Annotated in this window: 24 protein-coding genes; 23 read left to right on the top strand and 1 reads right to left on the bottom strand. The window is 44.9% G+C overall.

All coding sequences use genetic code 11. The features are described from left to right. The first annotated feature begins 33 nt into the window (after positions 1-33). The 23 genes from ORI98_RS06140 (at position 34) to ORI98_RS06030 (ending at position 16,605) form a co-directional block, all read left to right on the top strand. Positions 34-1,047 (top strand): phage major capsid protein, P2 family, encoded by a 1,014-nt coding sequence (locus ORI98_RS06140; RefSeq protein WP_306134642.1) that lies wholly within the window; start codon positions 34-36, stop codon positions 1,045-1,047. 71 nt (positions 1,048-1,118) lie between these two features. Next, positions 1,119-1,499, top strand: a complete 381-nt coding sequence (locus tag ORI98_RS06135; protein ID WP_306134641.1) for a hypothetical protein — start codon at positions 1,119-1,121, stop codon at positions 1,497-1,499. Further along, positions 1,421-2,194, top strand: a complete 774-nt coding sequence (gpM, locus tag ORI98_RS06130; RefSeq protein ID WP_371931125.1) for a phage terminase small subunit — start codon at positions 1,421-1,423, stop codon at positions 2,192-2,194. The genes ORI98_RS06135 and gpM overlap by 79 nt, the downstream gene beginning before the upstream one ends. A 101-nt stretch (positions 2,195-2,295) precedes the next feature. Beyond that, positions 2,296-2,757 (top strand): head completion/stabilization protein, encoded by a 462-nt coding sequence (locus tag ORI98_RS06125; RefSeq protein ID WP_306134640.1) that lies wholly within the window; start codon positions 2,296-2,298, stop codon positions 2,755-2,757. Beyond that, complete coding sequence (locus tag ORI98_RS06120; protein ID WP_306134639.1) at positions 2,754-3,254, top strand: phage tail protein; 501 nt, start codon at positions 2,754-2,756, stop codon at positions 3,252-3,254. The genes ORI98_RS06125 and ORI98_RS06120 overlap by 4 nt, the downstream gene beginning before the upstream one ends. Beyond that, a complete protein-coding gene (locus tag ORI98_RS06115; RefSeq protein ID WP_306134638.1) occupies positions 3,251-3,910 on the top strand; it encodes a hypothetical protein in 660 nt (219 codons plus the stop codon). Before ORI98_RS06120 ends, ORI98_RS06115 begins: the two co-directional genes overlap by 4 nt. A gap of 2 nt (positions 3,911-3,912) precedes the next feature. Beyond that, complete coding sequence (locus tag ORI98_RS06110; RefSeq protein ID WP_306134637.1) at positions 3,913-5,019, top strand: DUF2586 domain-containing protein; 1,107 nt, start codon at positions 3,913-3,915, stop codon at positions 5,017-5,019. Between the two features lie 18 nt (positions 5,020-5,037). Further along, on the top strand, positions 5,038-5,487 hold the full coding sequence (locus ORI98_RS06105; protein WP_306134636.1) for a phage protein: 450 nt from the start codon (positions 5,038-5,040) through the stop codon (positions 5,485-5,487). A gap of 9 nt (positions 5,488-5,496) precedes the next feature. Next, a complete protein-coding gene (locus ORI98_RS06100; RefSeq protein WP_306134635.1) occupies positions 5,497-5,691 on the top strand; it encodes a TraR/DksA family transcriptional regulator in 195 nt (64 codons plus the stop codon). Between the two features lie 5 nt (positions 5,692-5,696). After that, complete coding sequence (locus ORI98_RS06095; RefSeq protein ID WP_306134634.1) at positions 5,697-6,245, top strand: glycoside hydrolase family 108 protein; 549 nt, start codon at positions 5,697-5,699, stop codon at positions 6,243-6,245. A gap of 8 nt (positions 6,246-6,253) precedes the next feature. Then, positions 6,254-6,823, top strand: a complete 570-nt coding sequence (locus ORI98_RS06090) for a hypothetical protein (protein WP_306134633.1) — start codon at positions 6,254-6,256, stop codon at positions 6,821-6,823. Further along, positions 6,823-7,083, top strand: coding sequence for a hypothetical protein (locus tag ORI98_RS06085; RefSeq protein WP_306134632.1), 261 nt, complete (start codon positions 6,823-6,825; stop codon positions 7,081-7,083). Before ORI98_RS06090 ends, ORI98_RS06085 begins: the two co-directional genes overlap by 1 nt. Then, entirely contained in the window at positions 7,080-7,343 is a 264-nt protein-coding gene (locus tag ORI98_RS06080) for a putative phage tail assembly chaperone (RefSeq protein WP_306134631.1), read from the top strand. Before ORI98_RS06085 ends, ORI98_RS06080 begins: the two co-directional genes overlap by 4 nt. A gap of 50 nt (positions 7,344-7,393) precedes the next feature. Then, positions 7,394-7,531, top strand: a complete 138-nt coding sequence (locus ORI98_RS06075) for a hypothetical protein (RefSeq protein ID WP_264724678.1) — start codon at positions 7,394-7,396, stop codon at positions 7,529-7,531. 20 nt (positions 7,532-7,551) lie between these two features. Further along, the gene (locus ORI98_RS06070) at positions 7,552-9,303 is read left to right on the top strand and encodes a phage tail tape measure protein (protein ID WP_306134630.1); all 1,752 of its coding nucleotides are present in this window, start codon (positions 7,552-7,554) and stop codon (positions 9,301-9,303) included. Next, complete coding sequence (locus ORI98_RS06065) at positions 9,300-9,644, top strand: DUF2590 family protein (RefSeq protein WP_306134629.1); 345 nt, start codon at positions 9,300-9,302, stop codon at positions 9,642-9,644. Before ORI98_RS06070 ends, ORI98_RS06065 begins: the two co-directional genes overlap by 4 nt. After that, on the top strand, positions 9,637-10,818 hold the full coding sequence (locus tag ORI98_RS06060) for a baseplate J/gp47 family protein (protein WP_306134628.1): 1,182 nt from the start codon (positions 9,637-9,639) through the stop codon (positions 10,816-10,818). The genes ORI98_RS06065 and ORI98_RS06060 overlap by 8 nt, the downstream gene beginning before the upstream one ends. Next, positions 10,818-11,462 carry a phage tail protein gene (locus ORI98_RS06055; protein ID WP_306134627.1) on the top strand — a complete coding sequence of 215 codons (645 nt, stop codon included), beginning with the start codon at positions 10,818-10,820 and terminating at the stop codon, positions 11,460-11,462. Before ORI98_RS06060 ends, ORI98_RS06055 begins: the two co-directional genes overlap by 1 nt. A 17-nt stretch (positions 11,463-11,479) precedes the next feature. Further along, positions 11,480-14,101, top strand: coding sequence for a phage tail protein (locus ORI98_RS06050; RefSeq protein ID WP_306134626.1), 2,622 nt, complete (start codon positions 11,480-11,482; stop codon positions 14,099-14,101). Next, positions 14,098-14,598, top strand: a complete 501-nt coding sequence (locus ORI98_RS06045) for an adenine glycosylase (protein ID WP_306134625.1) — start codon at positions 14,098-14,100, stop codon at positions 14,596-14,598. Before ORI98_RS06050 ends, ORI98_RS06045 begins: the two co-directional genes overlap by 4 nt. Then, complete coding sequence (locus ORI98_RS06040; protein WP_306134624.1) at positions 14,598-15,287, top strand: hypothetical protein; 690 nt, start codon at positions 14,598-14,600, stop codon at positions 15,285-15,287. Before ORI98_RS06045 ends, ORI98_RS06040 begins: the two co-directional genes overlap by 1 nt. Positions 15,288-15,290: 3 nt before the next feature. Then, complete coding sequence (locus ORI98_RS06035) at positions 15,291-16,052, top strand: hypothetical protein (RefSeq protein WP_306134623.1); 762 nt, start codon at positions 15,291-15,293, stop codon at positions 16,050-16,052. Positions 16,053-16,110: 58 nt separating this feature from the next. After that, on the top strand, positions 16,111-16,605 hold the full coding sequence (locus tag ORI98_RS06030) for a hypothetical protein (protein WP_306134622.1): 495 nt from the start codon (positions 16,111-16,113) through the stop codon (positions 16,603-16,605). Between the two features lie 721 nt (positions 16,606-17,326). On the opposite strand, the gene ORI98_RS06025 is transcribed toward ORI98_RS06030, so the two are convergent. Continuing rightward, entirely contained in the window at positions 17,327-17,710 is a 384-nt protein-coding gene (locus ORI98_RS06025) for a hypothetical protein (RefSeq protein ID WP_306134621.1), read from the bottom strand. Between the last annotated feature and the right edge of the window lie 102 nt (positions 17,711-17,812).

Below are 17,812 nucleotides of genomic sequence, written 5' to 3'. Positions count from 1 at the left end.
ACTTAACCCATTTATTAGCAGCGAGATAACAGCATGAACTTAACAACAATCGCATTATCCTGCTTATTGGCATACAACACCAATATGGCAAAAAATTACGGCACAGAAGACGTATCAAAGCAGTTTAGCGTTACTGGACCAATGGAAACCAAACTGAAAGCAGCACTGCTTGATTCGGTTGAATTTCTATCGATGATCACCACAATGGACGTTGACCAAATTAAAGGTCAGGTCGTTAAAGTGGGTAACTATGGTATTGCCACTGGCCGCAAAAAAGCCGGTCGCTTCAATACCACTAATGGTGTGAACGGGCACAACTATGAGTTAACCGAAACAGACTCTTGTGCGTCAGTGCCTTGGGCAACATTAGCGGTTTGGGCTAACGCAGGTTCAACCAACCAATTTATGCAGTTAATGAGTCAAAACGCCACCTTACGTTTTGCGTTAGACATGCTTCGTGTGGGCTTTAACGGTACATCGGTTGCTGAAAACTCAGACCCAGTAGCTAACCCGATGGGCCAAGACGTTAACAAAGGCTGGCATCAAATTGTCAAAGAAACAGCGCCTGACCAAATTGTGGTTGATAACGTGTACTTTGACCCAGACGGCGCAGGCGATTACAAAACCCTTGATGCCATTGTCACCGAGCTGAAAAACACCCTTATTCACCCAACGCTGCGCAATGATCCTCGCCTTGTTGTATTGGTTGGCAGCGACTTAACCGCTACTGCCCAAACCCACATGATGAACCAAGCTGACAAGCCATCTGAAAAAGTAGCGGCCCAGCAAATGGATAAAAACATTGGTGGCCTACGTGCTTACACACCGCCGTTTTTCCCAGGTAAACGCATTGTGGTGACCTTGCTATCTAACCTGCACCTTTATACCCAAAAAGGCACCCGTTCACGTCAGTCTGAAAACGTGCAAGACCGCAAGCAACACGAAGATAAATATTGGCGCATGGAAGGTTATGCCATCGAAGAGTTCGAAGGTTATGCCGCAATTGATGAAGCCAACTTGATCATTGGTGCCAAGCCAGTCGCATAAATGAGACTGAAAGCTAGGCACTCAATGAGTGCCTAGCCATTCACTTACTTAAAAAAAGCAGGGGACGGGATATGTCTGTAATCGCCAATTTTAAAAAACGCCGCGAAGCTGAAAAAGCGGCAAAGAATCAAGCTACCGAGCAGCAAGAAATTAATGCAGAAGTAGGTGTAAAGCTGGTTGAAACCTTAAAAGGCCTTCAACAAGAACAAGCCGACTCAACTGACAATGTAAATAATGCCGCTGACTCAGTAACCGATGCCGCCGAAAAAATTGATCAAAGCGCCTCAAACATTGACGACAGTGCCAGTGATTTAGCCTACAGCGCTGACAGTATTGCCAATGCCGCAAGCGATATTAAAGAAGCGACAGCAGAATTAAAAAAGCCATCGGCGGCGCCAGCATCCTCGCATGGCGAGAAAGCCGTCAAGCCCAAAAAGAACTCGAAAAAGTAAGCTTAACAGGTAACGCCAAATATGCGCCCAGCCTGCACTTACAACTGATCGAACTTGAAACAGATTTAAAACGGCTAAAAAGCTTTGCCAGACGTAGCGACAAAGTAAGCCATAAACGTGATGTGTTACTGCCCAAGTGGCTACCCATTACCACCGACTATTTAGCAACGCTAGACGCTAACAACGAAAAGGACAAAGTAGATGATCACCCTATTTTTGCTTATTGCACTATTTGGTTGTTTGACGTGGGCAACCTTGCCCAAGCGCTTGAGCTGGCTTTTCGTGCCATCGAACTGGGGCAACCTATGGCGGGAAGTATTCGCCGCCAGTGGTCGGGCTTTATTGCCGACACGGTATTTGATTGGGCAGAAGTGCAAGCCGAAAACGGCCACAGTATTGAACCGTATTTCAGCATGGTGTTTAAGTGTGTGGTTAACGAGTGGAAATTGCCAGAACCGGTTACCGCCAAGTTTTACAAGTTCGCGGGGCTGGCATTACTACGCACAACTAACGGCGACATTAAACCAACACAGGTTGGCGACATTAGCCGCTTGCAACAGGCTGATGCACTGCTGGAAAAAGCAGCCAGTTTGCACAAACATGCCCAGGTGAAAACCGTAAGAAACAAAATTGATATGCGAATACGTGCGTTAGAAACATACGGTTCGCAAGAAGTTGGTCAAAAGCCAGCGTAATAACTCCCAGCCCTCCAGTTCGCTAGCTGAGTGTTTAACAGGTGACTGTTAATAACCACTGTGACGCTAACCGAACTGAACCCAATTAACACAGGTGATGTATGAGCTTTGGATTTGAGGCAACAGCACAAGACAGCATTGCTATCGACACAGATAGTGGCTGGCCTGCATTGTCAACTGGCGAATTTCGCCAGCATCGCCGCATACCTGAAATGTTTGAAGAGGCCGTACTGGCAGACTCGCTTAACCGCAGCGTGGCCGAAGTGCAACAACAGTTACTGAATTTCATTACCTCCCATAGTGAAACTGACACGGATGTCCCTTTTGCCCTAAGCGCTAGCTTGGTTCCTGATTTCAGTGAGCAGCAAATCAGCATTTACCGCGGCGCAGTGTATGCCCGTTCTCATGCCGATTTGCTGGGCTATTTTTCTGCAGTTGACCAAAAAGAAGCCGGCAACAATAAAGCCCAAGATAACGAACAACAAAATGCCATTTTAGCCCAATCAAACCGCGCAGTGCGTTTACTGCTTGGCCTTGGTCGGGCTGGAGTGCATTCATTATGAGCGCTCAAACCGCAACCCAAACAAAGACACAATTACAGCAATTGGCCGAATTTTTACTAAGCAACCTATCACCGTTAGTTAAAGCCAACGACATAGACGCATGGCAAGAAAACGGCACCTTAATACTCAGCGGAGAAGACAAAGGCGCGGAAGGCTATCAGGTCGCTAAATGGAAACACAACGCGGTGATCGCGTTAGAACGTTTTCCGCACCGTCGGGTAAACCCTTACAACTTACTTGCCATGGTTGCGGCATTTTTAATTGATAGTCATTGGCAGCGTGACGAATACGGCTTAGATGATCCACAACTGGATATAGATGTGGTGAGCAAAGACCACGCTACCGTATTGATAGAACTGCAGCTGCTAGATGATATTGACTTGATCCCCGATGAAACAGGGCCAGTGCCATTTAATGGTGAGCGTTATCGCGTGTCATTAGTGCCACTGAATATTGCTGAAACGGTAGACGTGCAGCAAAAGGGGGCTGATGTATGAGCTTAGTTATTACCCCCAATAAGCAACAGGCGTTAAGCCTTAAAAATCAATTATTGCTGTTGTCACTGCCAGCAAACAAGCGTGTGCGCATTTTAAAAACCTTAGGGCGCCACGAACGCGCATTAGCCCGTAAACGCATACGCCAACAAACCACGGTAGATGGCACGCCAATGGCAGGCCGCGCCGATGGTAAAAAAGCCAAAATGCTCAAACGCATGGGCAGAACATTAGAGCCATATGTGAAAAATGCCAACCGTTTAGAGCTTAAGCATAAATCATCACAAGTTGGTCGCATTGCTGCCTTTCAACAAGACGGCGGTGTTGAGTCAATGAGTGCCAGCCGTATGGCACGTATTCACGGCAACATTGACTACGACGCACCAGCCACTCGCAGTCAAGCGAAAGCACTTATTGCATTGGGGTATAAAACCAAAAAAGCCAAAGGCAAAGGCTATCGCCGCGCCACGATTAGCGAAATTGTAGCGAACTTAAATCAACGAAAAGCGGGATTAATTTTAAAAGTATTACGCGACAAGCCAACTAAAAACCGCTGGCCAATACCTGTTAAAGCGCGTCCGTTCTTGGGTGACACCACCCCAAACGTACAACGTGAATTAGTAAAAATCATTGACCATATCAACAGCAAAAGAGGCTAACCATGGCACTAGGTAAAGTACAAGTTAACAATTTGAATCTCGGCCAAGGTGACATTGCTGCCATCGAACGCCATTTTCTATTTATTGGCCGCGCGGGTGCAGTAGGTGAAGAAAGCCAACTGTTTAGCGTGAATGCCCAAACCAATCTTGAAGACGCATTAGCCGACAGTAACCTGCGTGATCAAGTGATTGCTGCGCAATTAAACGCTGGGCAAAACTGGACCGCAGCCGTTTACCCGCTGGCAGATAGTGAAGACGTATTTGAAGCGATTGACCGCGCCAACGAAGTACAAAGTTTTGAAACGGTAGCGTTTTGTGATGTCAGCAACACCGCAGCAGAAATCACCGCCAAGCATGATTACTTATTTAGCTTGCAAGCATCTCACGGCCGTTTTGTGTCTGGCCTTGTAGCAGTGCCAGGTATTGATGAAGCCACCCAAACATGGGCAGCGTATGAAGCCGCCCAAGTAGCATTAGTTGCGGGGCTTGCAAATCACTTAGCGATCCCCGTGCCGCAATTGCACGCTAATAACGTGGGCGTGTTAGCCGGTCGCTTATGTAACTACGCTGTGAGTATTGCCGACAGCCCAATGCGCGTGGCAACAGGTAGCGTATTAGGTTTAGGCACAGCACCAGTAGACAGTGCAGATAGCCCATTATCATTAGCCACCTTAAACACCTTAGCCAATGCGCGCTTTAGCGTGCCGCAATGGTACCCAGATTTTGAAGGGGTTTATTGGGGTGACGGTTCCACACTAGACGCTGCAGGCGGTGATTATCAATACATTGAAAACATTCGTGTAGTGCATAAAGCCAGCCGTGAAGTGCGTATTTTAGCCATTCGCCGCATTGGTAACCGCGCCCTTAACTCAACACCCAACAGCATCGAGTTAAACAAAGCTTATTTTATGAAGCCGCTGCGCGAAATGAGCAAAAGCATCACCATTTTAGGTACGCCGTTCCCTGGTGATATTACCCCACCCAAAGACGGTGACATTGAAATTGTGTGGCCAACCAGTAAAAGCGTGGTGATTTACATGGTTGTTCGCCCGTACAACAGCCCTAAATCAATCACAGTCAACATCATGCTTGATTTAAGCAGTATTTAACGCCTAGGAGATACCAACATGCGTTTATCTGGAATGAATTTTAACGTCAACTTAGGCGACATCATGCTGCAAGTGGACACCGCAACCTTAAACATTACCGACAACAGCGGTGTAAGCCAAACCAGCGGTGTGCCTGATGGTTATGTAGACGGTGACGTGTCAGCCAGTGGTGAACTGAGCATCAACGCGAGCAACTTTAAGCTGATATCAAATGCGGCCAAGTCAGCTGGTTCGTGGCGAGGCATGAAAACGTTCGACATCATGTTTTACGCAAAAACGGCCAAAGACGAAATGAAAGTTGAAGCCTTTGGATGCCGCATTAAGTTAAGCGACATTTTAGATATCGACAAAAAAGGTGGTCAAGCCTCGTTATTTAAAATTCCGTTTGATGTCACCGACCCAGATTTTGTGCATATCGATGGGGTGCCATATTTACGCCCTGACGAAATCGAAAACATTGTGCAATAAGGACAAGTAATGGATGACGCCGACAGAGCAGGCATTGAGCAAGAACGTCTAGAGAAAGCGTTTTTAGCCAAGCGAACACAAACCCCGCCGAGTCGGCCAAGCGCAACCCAGTGTATTGAATGCGATATCGCAATACCTGAAAAGCGTCGCCAGTATTTACCCGGTGTGCAGCTATGTGTTGAATGCCAAACATTAAAAGAGTGATGCCAATGAACGAGTTAAAAAATCGGTTAATTGAAAACCTAATTGAACGTGAAGGCGGGTATGTAAACGACCCAACTGATCGCGGCGGTGAAACTAACTACGGCATCACCATCAACGTGGCCCGTGACTATGGCTACAAAGGCGAAATGCGCGATTTACCTTATGAGTTGGCATTTAAAATTTACCAAGACCGTTTTTGGGCACCACTGAAACTGGATGACATTAGCGCAATCAGTGAAGACTTAACCGAGCAGCTGTTTGACTTTGGCGTTAACTCAGGTGTAGGCACCGCCACCAAGCAGTTGCAAACCCTATTAAACGTTTTAAATAATCAGCAAACACTTTACCCCGATTTAGTGATTGATGGCGCATTAGGTAGCCGAACCTTATTGGCATTACAGCAATATGTTGCGCACCGAAAGTTACAGGGGATGTTGGTGTTGGTTGAGGCTGTTCGCGGTAAACGTATAGCGTTTTGCGTAGACATTGCCGCCAACGACGAACGCCAAGAAAAATACAGCTTTGGCTGGCTTAAACGCATTGTGAATTTATAGGACAGCATATGGACTGGAAATCAATTAGCGGAACCGTTGGCACCATCGCAGGAGCCGTTGCACCTTTACTCGGTGGCCCAATTGGCCTAGCCGTAAGCATTGGCAGCCAAATTGCGGGTGCACTCGGCACCGACAACACACCCGAAGCAGTTGAAGCCGCATTGCGTAACGACCCAAGCGCCGCATTAAAACTGCAAGAGTGGGCAATGCAAGAACGTGAGCAAATTCGCCAGGGCAATATTGAATTACAACGCATTGCCTTAGATGAATACAAAGCCGATTTAGCCGATCGCCAAAATGCACGCCACGAAAACAAAGACCACTGGATGCCAGCGACGTTAACGCTTGTGTTGTTAGGCCTGTTTGCTGCCGTGTTGTGGGCATTGTTTTACGGCCCAGTGATTGAGGGTAATCGTGATTTGATTGTGTATTTAGTGGGCAACTTATTCACCTTGGTTGCAGGCGCGGTTACGTACTGGGTGAGCTCAACCAAAGAGTCTAGCGACAAAGACAAGCTAATGGGCTTAATCAAACAAAACACCCCTCAGACGGTTGCAACTCAAAAAGGGGCGAGCTAATGGAACATTTAACCAGTTGGCTTGTGGTGATTATTGGCATTGTGGGCGTGTTACTGACCATTGCTGTGCCGTTAATTGCCTATTTAAACAGTGTGGCCCACAAGACCAGCACCGAACTGAGCAACCATAAAACCCATGTAGCCGAAAACTACGCCACTAAAAATGACGTGAAAGATTTGGGCGACCGCATGGAACGCCAGATGCAAGCCGGATTCGACAACTTAAAACAATTACTCACTAACAAGGACAAAGCAGCATGAAAAAGCAAATCACATTAGTTATTGCCGCAGTAACCATTGGTTTCACCATGACCACTGACGATTACAACGGCTATTTAAATGAAATTATGCCAGACAACAAAGTGGCACCCGCCTACAACCTAGTGATGCGCACTGTAGACGCCGAACAAAAAGAAGAACTGCGCGGAATTTTAGACACATCACCAGGTGCAGCGTTGCAAATTGCAGGCTTGCTAACTCAGGAGTTCGCGCCGTCGATTGCCATTAGCGTAAAAAAATAAATGCGCTGGTTGACGCCATAGGCAACAACCAGCTTGAGCAATTACTCACAATGCGTCGTTATTTATTGCCCCATGAAGACGACAGCGAAATAAGCATTGCCCGTGCAGCTTGGTTACTCACCAGACAGCGCGAAGATTTAGAAGCCATTGTCACCAACGCCGTATGTAAGGCGTTTGGTGGTAAGTAAATAAGGTCGAAAGGAATAGCATGAGCTTACCCGCACCGTTAATGTTTACCGTTGGATTAATAGACCAAATTACTAAGCCGATTGCCAAAATCAGCCAGCAATTTAATGGTCTTGCGTCTAACTACCAAGCCGGAACCATGAAAATGGCCTCCGGTATTGGCGGCATAGCGGCCAGTGGGTATGCACTGCAAAACGCCCTAATGCCAGCCATTGAAATGGACCGTGTACTGGGTGAGGTTAAATCACTAGGTGTACGTGACTCTGCTTTAAAACAGCTCACTGATACGTCATACGAATACGCGCTTAAATACGGTAAGTCGGCCACCGAGTTTGTTAGTTCAAGCTATGACATTCAATCGGCGATTGCTGGGCTTAATGATGCCGATTTATCACGCTTTACCTTATCAAGTAACGTGCTTGCTGCAGCAACCAAAGCGGATGCGGCAACCATTACCAGCTATATGGGCACCATGTACGGCATCTTTAAAAATGACGCCATAAAAATGGGTGAGGGAGCATGGGTAGAACGTTTAACAGGCATGACAGCTACAGCAGTACAGGCCTTTAAAACCGACGGTAAAAAAATGGCTGATGCTTTTGGTGCGCTAGGCGCATCAGCGGGGCTGGCACCACTTGAAGAACAAATGGCGATTATGGGCACACTGCAAGCCACCATGCAGGGCAGTGAGTCGGCCACAAAATACAAATCGTTTTTGGCGGGTGTGGGTAAAGCACAAAAAGCACTGAACCTACAATTTACCGACGCGAACGGCACCATGCTACCTATTGTCGATATCCTCAATAAGATAAAAGGTAAATACGGTGATGTGATCGACGTGGCCGAAGGTGATGCCTTAGCCACCGCGTTCGGTTCGCAAGAGGCCGTATCTATGGTCAAGCTATTACTCAATGACGTTAATGGACTAAACGGTTCGATTGAAAGCTTGGGCAAAGTTAAAGGCATGAATAAGGCCGAAGAAATGGCCGCAGCCATGACCGACCAAAGCGAACGCCTTGCCCAAAGTTGGTACGTGATCCGCGCCGCCTTTGGCACAGCAGTCTTGCCAGCCTTTAATAGTTTTATCGGTTGGATTGCCGACATGGGCCGCGATGTGATTGCATTTACTCAGCTATACCCAGAACTGACTAAATATATGGGCTATGCCGCAATTGGCCTACTAGGTTTAGTTGCAGCCGGTGGTTTGTTTACCCTAACAATGGGGGCAGGCCAAATGATCATGACCACATGGGGCGCAGCCGCCATGGTTTGGGCAGGTATCAATGCCATGCTCACATCTGGGTTAACTGCATTGCGTGGGGTGATGTTAGCCGTAAACATTGCCATGTATGCCAATCCTATCGGCCTAATTGTCGCGGGTATTGCCGCAGCAGTGATAGCGATTGGCGCCCTAATTTATTACTGGGACGATTTAAAAGCGGCAATGTCTGACTGGGGATGGGTAAAAGCCATTACCGGCATATTCGCCACCGTTTGGGCAGGCGTTAAAGCGATTTTCAACGACACCATGAATTGGATTATCGACAAGCTCAACATGATCCCAGGTGTTGATATTGATGCCAATATATCAAGCGCAAGCATACCAAGTGTTGATGCCATTTCACCCGTTAAAACGAACCTGTCACGCGGCGGTATTACCCAAAACCTATCAACCGCAAACCAACAAAAATCAACCAACGTTGGCACCGTCAACGTTTACCCAGCCAAAGGCGAGAACGTGAACATTCCCGCTTACTTGGAGATGCACGCATGAGCCAGTTTATAGACTTGCATATTCAAAGTGGTGACGTGGTGTTAGATGCTGGCTTAAACCCCACTTACTTAACTGATCGCGCCGCCATTGCGCAAGACATAGTGCACGCCATTTTAGACACAGGCCTAGCCCACTTATTAGTGAGTGACCGAGGCACAGGCGTTACAGCAGACACCCAAATTAAAATTAAATTATTGGTAGAAGATGATGTTCGCATCATGCCAGGCACAGTGCGCGTTGAACAAGTTAGCCTAGGCCAATGGTGGGTATATGCCGACACCATTCATTTTGGCGCCATCAGTTCAGCCATTACCACCAACAGCGGAGCAGAAAATGCCTGATATTAACTTTAAAAAGATAGTTGAAAACGCAGGCATTCCCACCACAGAAGATGGCTGGAAAGCGCTGTTTAAACAAGACGTGGAAGCCGAAGGCGGCATTATTGCCAACGATTCACCTTATTCACCATTTTGGCGACTGATCACTGCAATTGTTTCAAAGCCTGCCACTTGGATAGTAAACAAAGTATTGATAGAAAAAATCTTACCTAATTTGTTTTTATTAACCGCAACAGATGATGAATTTATTGAAGCCAAAGCGTGGGAACACGACTTAACCCGTAAAGCAAAAGAGTTTACCCAAGGCAAAATACGGTTTGAGCGCGCCGCAAACACTGGCCCAAGTTTATTGATCCCCGCTAAAACGGTAGTGCAAACCGATGCCATTAACGGTGTGGTTTACCGAGTGCTTACCCTTGCTGATGCAATTTTGCAGCAAGATAGCGCCAGTGTGTTAGTGCCAATAAAAGCTGAGGCTGCAGGCGCGGCGTATAACTTAGGCGCAAATTATTACCATATTTTACCTGAGTCAGTCACCGGTATTGACAGCGCCACCAATGACGCCGATTGGATTGATGTACTTGGAGCCGATGCAGAAAGCAATGAAGATTTAAAGCTGCGTACCCGTAACGCATTTACTGCAGCTGCGCCTTGGCATATCGATGCGGTTTACCGCGCCATGCTGACAGAGCGAGCAGGGTTAGACGCCGATAATATTTTTTTTGAGCATGATGCCCCGCGTGGTCCAGGTACTGCGAACGCCTTTATTTTGCTTGATACGGGTGAACCATCAAGCGAACTGATTAACGACTTAAACGAGTATGTCATGCAAAAAGGGTTTCATGGCCACGGCGATGATCTGCAGGTTATGTCCATGCCAGCGGTCATTACCAATATTGGTGTAACGGTTTACCCACAACCTACATTACTACCCGATGAAGTCAGTGCATTGCTGGCAGGTATTGAAGACTTTATTCGCTGTGCATTTCGTGAAAACAGCAATTACAACGCCACGCGAACCGAACCCGCTAGCCGCTTTAGCTTTAGCCGCTTAGGCCAAGAGTTGCACAAAGAGTTTGCGGGGATTGAGTCACTGAACTGGCATCAGATAGATATTACCAGCGGTAACGATGTGCCGCGTATCGATGTGCTGACCATAGAAAACGGTAACGCCTAATGAAACCAGAATGGGATAGCCTGACCAAATTACCCTACTGGCTAGCGCGTCCAGCCAGTGAGCTAGACAAACTGCGCAAAGGTGCCGTGCGTTTTTGGCAGCGCTTGAGTGACTTACTTGCGTTCCCAGCCGCCCAGCTTGACCCCATGACAGCAGAGCTTGAACTTGTACACCTGTTGGCATGGGAGCGAGATATTGAGCAACTAGCTGGGGAAACTGAACATCTTTACCGTACAAGGGTTAAATACGCGCTCAAGTTTGCCAAAGGAGCAGGCAGCAAAGAGGGCTGGTATTACATGTTTGAAAAACTGGGCACACCACACATCACCATAGATGAACGTGTCAGCCAAACAGATTGGGACGTCGTTAGTCTGCAATTGCTTGATAGTGACTTATCAGAAAGAGCAGGGTTAATTGACAATATTTGTCGCCAGTATGGCCGAACAACCAGACGTTACCAGTTTGACACAATTGCGAGCATGCCATTGGTTGCGCCACCGTCAGACTTTGCTTTAGACAGCTTAACCGGAATTGCCAGCCTAAGCGATGACATGCGCCCAGCGCTTGGATTAGCGCTAATGGATAACGAATCACACTTTACGGTTGCAAATAAAGTGACCGTTCAAAAACAGCTCATTAGTTAAAGAGATAAGGAAACAACATGGCTTCAATTATTACTATCGCAGGTGAAAAACTCTTTGCAGCTAAGGCGCAGGCTAATGAGCAGTTAGACATTGACACCTTTATTTTTGCCAATGTACCAAACCAAGACCCAACGGCGCCAATTAACCGCGAAGAGGGTATTCCTACCGAACATAAGGTGCATGAGCAAATTGTGCAGCAGGTTGGCCGCATTAACGATAACGTGGTGGTTTACTCAACTGTGCTTGATAGTCTTACAGGCCCGTTTGAATTTAACTGGGTAGGCTTGTATTCGTCAGTTAACCAAACCTTAGTGGCAATTAACCATATTCCTACAACGGTAAAAACTATCACAAAGCCGGGGGTGGCTGGTAATACCCTAAACCGTAATTTTGGCATTGAGTATTCAGGTATTGCGGACTTAACAGGTATCAATGTATCGCCAGAAACATGGCAGTTAGATTTTACAGCTCGTTTAGGAGGTATGGATAAGCTTACGCAACAGCTTGCCGCTGATATGAACGGCAAAGATTGGTTTATTGAAGAAGGTCTAAAAGTGCTGCCACGCGAAACGGCCAATAGCTTTAGCGTGTTGCCAGGTGTGGGTTATGTGTCTGGCCTACGAATAGAACTCAAGCAAGAGCATATTTTAATCGTCCAAAGCTATCCGCAGTTTGTTTATGTCGACGCATGGTTTAGCGGCAACGCTAACAGCACATGGTCGCCACAACTTGCATTTACCATCACCAACGGAGAAATGGATGATTACGTTGATCCAAGTGGTGCGCAGCACTATGTTTATAAGTTAGCAGTCGTGAATGCAACAGATGATGCGGAGGATTTGCGAGATACAGATGGGCTGAGTGAAAAGATAGACAAGTCTATTAGAAGTGCCACAGTGCAAGAAGTTAAATCAGGTAAATTCAAGAAGGTCGGAATGCGCTTAAGCCTAACCGATAGAGATAACGGAATATTCGTTATTACCGATGAAGGAAGTTATGATGGGATTACAACTTTAGACGCTGGTAATGGAAAAGTAGCTAAGGCTGAGACTTCATCTTTATCTACACTAAAGCAGTTTGGCGCAATAGAAGGGCATGACGTTAGGCCAATAATGGAAGCATTAGATGCACTTCATGATACTGTAACAACAGTAAAAAGTGGAATTGAAACATATTTACTTTCGGATGGATTGCACCTAAGAAATAAAATGATTTCATGGGATTTAAGTTGCACTTTTGATTGTTCAGGAAATCAAGGGGTGAGTGTTGTTCTTGATGGGCCAAAAATTAATTATAGAGGAGGGAATATTAAAAATTCAGGATTTTACTCTATATTAGCAACCCCGTTAGCTAAAGAATGTTCTATTTCTAATGTGCATTCTGACAGTGCGAAATATACTGCATTTTTCGATCAAGGAACTGATAATACTTGGGATAAGTTGACATCAAGCGATAGTGGTTGGGATCTTTGTAGCACTCTTGGTTCAGTAAGAAGTACTTGGAATAAGTGCATTGCAAAAAGGCCTAAAAGACACGGGTTTTCTTCAGACCCATCAGCAAACGGAACTGTTTGGAATGATTGCATAACTATCGATAATGGTGGTTATCTGAACGAAGGATCTGATGCATTCCATCTTGAAGACGGGGTTTTGTTTGACGATTATCAAGTTGCAGAAGTTAATCGATGTAAAGCTATTTATACCGATGAACACATAGCTCTAGTGGATTATACATATAAAGGATTAATAAGAGCATTGAGAACAGAAAATGTATATAGAACAACTATAAATTCTTTCGAGATAATTGCTTCAGAACTCATAAAAGAAAAATTAATATACAACAATATTATACTTTTTGGTGATTCAAGGATTACAAGTAGTTTAATCACACCATCAACAGTGTTAAACGATCTTGTGATTCCTTTCGGAATAATCACTTTGGGACAGCAAGACGTGGTACTAAATAATCCGAAAGGGTCGTTTATCATTAATAAGAAGGGTTATGGTGGAACGATGATGATTATCGAACCGAAAGTTGACGGAATAAATGGAATTCAAACATTAAATACATTCGTATCAACTATCGGTGGGTTACAAAATATAGGAATTAGCATAAAAGGAGGGCGGCTCAGCAACTTTGATAGTGTGGTAGATAGAATTTGTGAAAATTGTATTTTCGATGTAGAGCTAATTAATATAAAAGAACCCTATAAATTCAAAGCGGACATTAGCGATAGTAATAGACAATCTAAGAATGTGGTAATAAAGGGGAAAGCTAAAGATATCACAGGTTCATTTTTGGAGGAAAAAATAAACGATAGAGCAGAGAATATACTGGTAGAGAACGTTTATTTTTCTGGCACTATTGGAGTGCTAAGAACTGGTAACTTTAGTACATCTAAGTGGGTTGGGTGTAATGCTTCAAATGCCTCGGTGCAAATTGTCGAAAACATACTGGGTGGTGGCGGAATACACCTAAACGCATCAGCGAGAAGCTCTTACGATGCCATTCACGACATCGTCACTCAAGTGCCAACGAACCTATTTACGCCTCATTCTTTTGGCAGTACGTTAAGGGTTGAAGGTGGAGCATGCTACGTTGCTGAAGGGATAACTAGCGCGGATTGGAACCTAATGTGATAACACTAAACTCTAATGCGCTTAATCTTAAATCTATGCGCATCACAGCAAGCCAAGAGCTTGCCAGTGATGACGCCAGTGGCCAAAGCTCAAGCACTGACGTAGCTGAAACGGGCATGAAAGCAAAAACGCTTACCGTTAGCGGCTACGTGTTATTTAATCAGGCGGTTAACTTAACTAACCTGTTTAACATGGCCGAAGCGACTGAAAGTGGCGCAAGAACGATTTACCGCATTAGCAATCAAACCGCAGACGCATTAGGTGTAAAACAAGTGCGCTTTGCGAGTCGAATTGAAGCGGTAGAACAAGAAAGCACACGCCAATGGGCGGTTAATTTTACCTTGCAAGAATATCGCAGCGTGCCGCAAAAGGTTGAAGAACGCCAACCAGATGCGGAAGCAAATCAGCAAGGGGCCAGTACCACAAGTGAGTCTAGTTTTGAATATGCATCACTACAACAAAACCTAACTGACAACTTTGGCACATTGAGGTCTTAATGAGCACACCAAACGCGCGATTTATTGCCAGAGCTTATATTGATAATCAAAAAATCGATATAAAGGATCATTGGGTCGTGTTGCAATCAACCACACCAGGTAACTGCCAAATCACCGTAAAAACAGAGGCAAAGCAATTTGCCCTTGTATCAGTTGATTTGGGCTGGGGCGACATGATTGATAAAGTCTTTATCGGTTATGTTGAGCGTGTCATGCCAGCAGTTAACGGCTGGTATACCTTATTTTGTCGTGAGTTATCTGCATCGTTAGCACTTAATTACAGCGTCATGTTACGTCATCCAACATTAAAACAAGTATTAGACGAACTAAGCCAATTAACCGGGCTTGAATTTGTGGTACCAGATAAAACTTACGCCGAAACCGCAATACCGTGTTTTTACTGCGACAGTTCAGGTTATGCCATGTTAGATAACATTGGACGTTCATTCCGCATTGATGACTTTATCTGGCAACAGCAAGGTAATGGCAAAATATACGTTGGCAGCTATCAAGACAGTTTTTGGGCAGACAAGCCCATTGTGATCCCCAATAACTTAATGACTAACCACCAAGCCGGACGAACGGCAACCATACCAGCAGCCCCAATGATTAGACCAAACGTATTAGCCAATGGAAGCCGCATTAAAACCGTTGAGTTTAAAGAAACTCAAATGACCATCACCTGGTGACATATGGAAACCATAATCAATAGAGTCATTCGCCGCTTATTCCCAGAACTAACCGCAAAGCTGCATTTACCTCGTTGGGGTAAAGTCGTTGCTTTGCCAGAATTGCCCACAGAAGATGGCGAACGCGGCAGTGATCCGTTTTACCCACGCTATGCCGTTGACGTGCAGCTGCTAGATGAAAATGGCACCGCGACCAAATCAAAACCATTGCAAGCCGTACCATTACCATTACCAGGTGCAGGCAACAAAGCAGGCCGACTCGAACCGCCGGCTATTGGTGCAATTGTCGAAATTGCATTTGCCTATGGTCGACCAGATAAACCATTCATCAGAACAGTATTACCGTTCGGTTGGGACTTACCCGCAATCAAAGAGGGTGAAACCCGCACCCAAATACGTGACGGCGTATATCAACACATCGACGACAAAGGCAACTTTGAAAACAAAACCGATGAATCATTAACAGACATCATAGGCAAACTAGCCGAACTACAATGTGAAACCCGCAAAGTAACAGCCAGCATAGAACAAGACCACCGCAGCCCAAAAACATGGATAGGCAGCGACAGCGAGAACGTTTTAAAACTACTGTCAGAACTCATGGCCACAGTCAGTGCATTAGCATCAACATGCGCAAGCCACACACACCCGGGCATTGCATCGGGACCAGGTTCAACACAAGCACCCAACCAAGCCGGCGACTTCAACGGCAAAGCATCAGAAGCAGATGGGCAAAAGGGAAGACTAGATCCAATAACTAAATAGGGTAAGCCTATAATGTTGTGTTATTTTAATGGCATTACAGAATGTTGGAGTTTATGTTATGTCGGATGGTGTTACTTGTTTGAGTGCGTCAGATATTTTAGCAAGTTTGGCTTTTATTGCTTCGTTATTGGCTCTTTGGATAAGCTGGAAAACATATGACAGAGATACTCATTCTATTAAAGTTCACAAGTCTATTTTTGGTCATCCTTCAACCGGTTGGAATGTTTCGATATCAGTGGCTAATGTTGGAAGACGACCAATTTCAATAGTACATAAAAGTTATGAGTCTCCTGATGGGCGTCATTGTTCATTTTCATTTCTTCACCCAGAAGCTGGGTCTGCACGTATAGAAGAAGGGGACTCAGTTGCTACAGAGTTTAAAGGTGAAAATGGTCAAGGATTTTTCAGAACAACTGAAGAGGCTAGAGCAACTAAGTTTTTTATAACTGATTCATTAGGTGAGACGTATCAGGTTGGCTTCGACTCTGGTAAAAAATCAATTTTACAGAAACTTAAAATAAAACTCATGTCGAATAAAAATCAGACACTTTAAATTTAAATATATCAAAGTGGTGCTGAACTTTTCTTACAAGTATTAAAAATATATAGCCGTGGGTTTGTCACTTAACAGGTGATGAACTCGCGGCTATATAAAACATATTTATACCACACAGCAAACCACATCATCTATAGAGTTAACCTAGGAGATTCCCTCACGAAATCTAGCGCCACAAAGAAACCTCCCCACGAAATCCGCACTCTTCCTCACCCTCCTGCGGGCTCTTTATGTTAATTTTTTTTCAGTTTTTGAGTATTGCAGTTCATAAGGGCAACACGCGCCATTCCTAGGGGTTTTAAAAGATCAAAGATCTGAAAAGATCGCGATTAATTTCACTGTTTTGCAGTTCTAAATAGGCGTATCTACAGTTTATTAGTGCTTGCAGCCCGCATTGCAACAGGATTCTGTCTAGTTTTTGTGGGTTATGAGAAGATCTTGGTAAAATTAATAAATATATAAAGTTATATAAAAACAATTGGTTAATCAGGTTTTAAAGTGAAATTTATGCGGTTGTTAAAAATGAGATGACTAAGCGATCCAACTCATTTTTGGACAGTAACGTGTCAGAATTTAAACTCTACAGGTGGATGGTGGAATTAGAAAAAGTATGGTGTTCTGATATGTACGAACGCCTTTATAACGAGCTTCGCTTGCTGCGAAGCTGCGCATAGTGTTGTCCAGCCACAAAGTGGCATTCGTTGATAAATTTGTTATATCAATATTTTCTAGACCAATACTCCAGTCGCTTTTCAGGGTTTTCTAACAACTCTACGCACAGGTCAGAATATTTCTCTATCAAAATTGCCGAGTTTGACCAGTTAGTATCCAGTTCATTATACATTTCTTTGTAAGCTAATTTTACTCTTGCTGCTGATACTTTTTCATTTGAAAGTTCAGAAGCAAATCGAAAGGAATTGATACTAGATTGCTCATATAGACTTCCATCTTGTCCACTCGCAACCAAAGCTTGAGACATCAACAGAAAGTAAGAAGAGCAGTTAGAAAAATCTGAAGCGAGATTAGCCTGAACTCTTTCCATATCAGAACTAAGTGCGCTGAAACTGAAGAAAGGTAAAATCGAAAAAAGTAAGTACTTCATTACATTCCTTATTGATATAACGCCAGGCTCACCGAGCAAATTTTTAATGAAGGCTTTTATGCGTATTTTGGCATAAAGGTGCCTGCGGGAATTTGTTACACC

It is taken from the genome of Shewanella sp. ULN5 (assembly GCF_030731885.1).
Taxonomy (GTDB): domain Bacteria; phylum Pseudomonadota; class Gammaproteobacteria; order Enterobacterales; family Shewanellaceae; genus Shewanella; species Shewanella holmiensis.
This window is presented reverse-complemented; position numbering and strand designations above follow the sequence as displayed.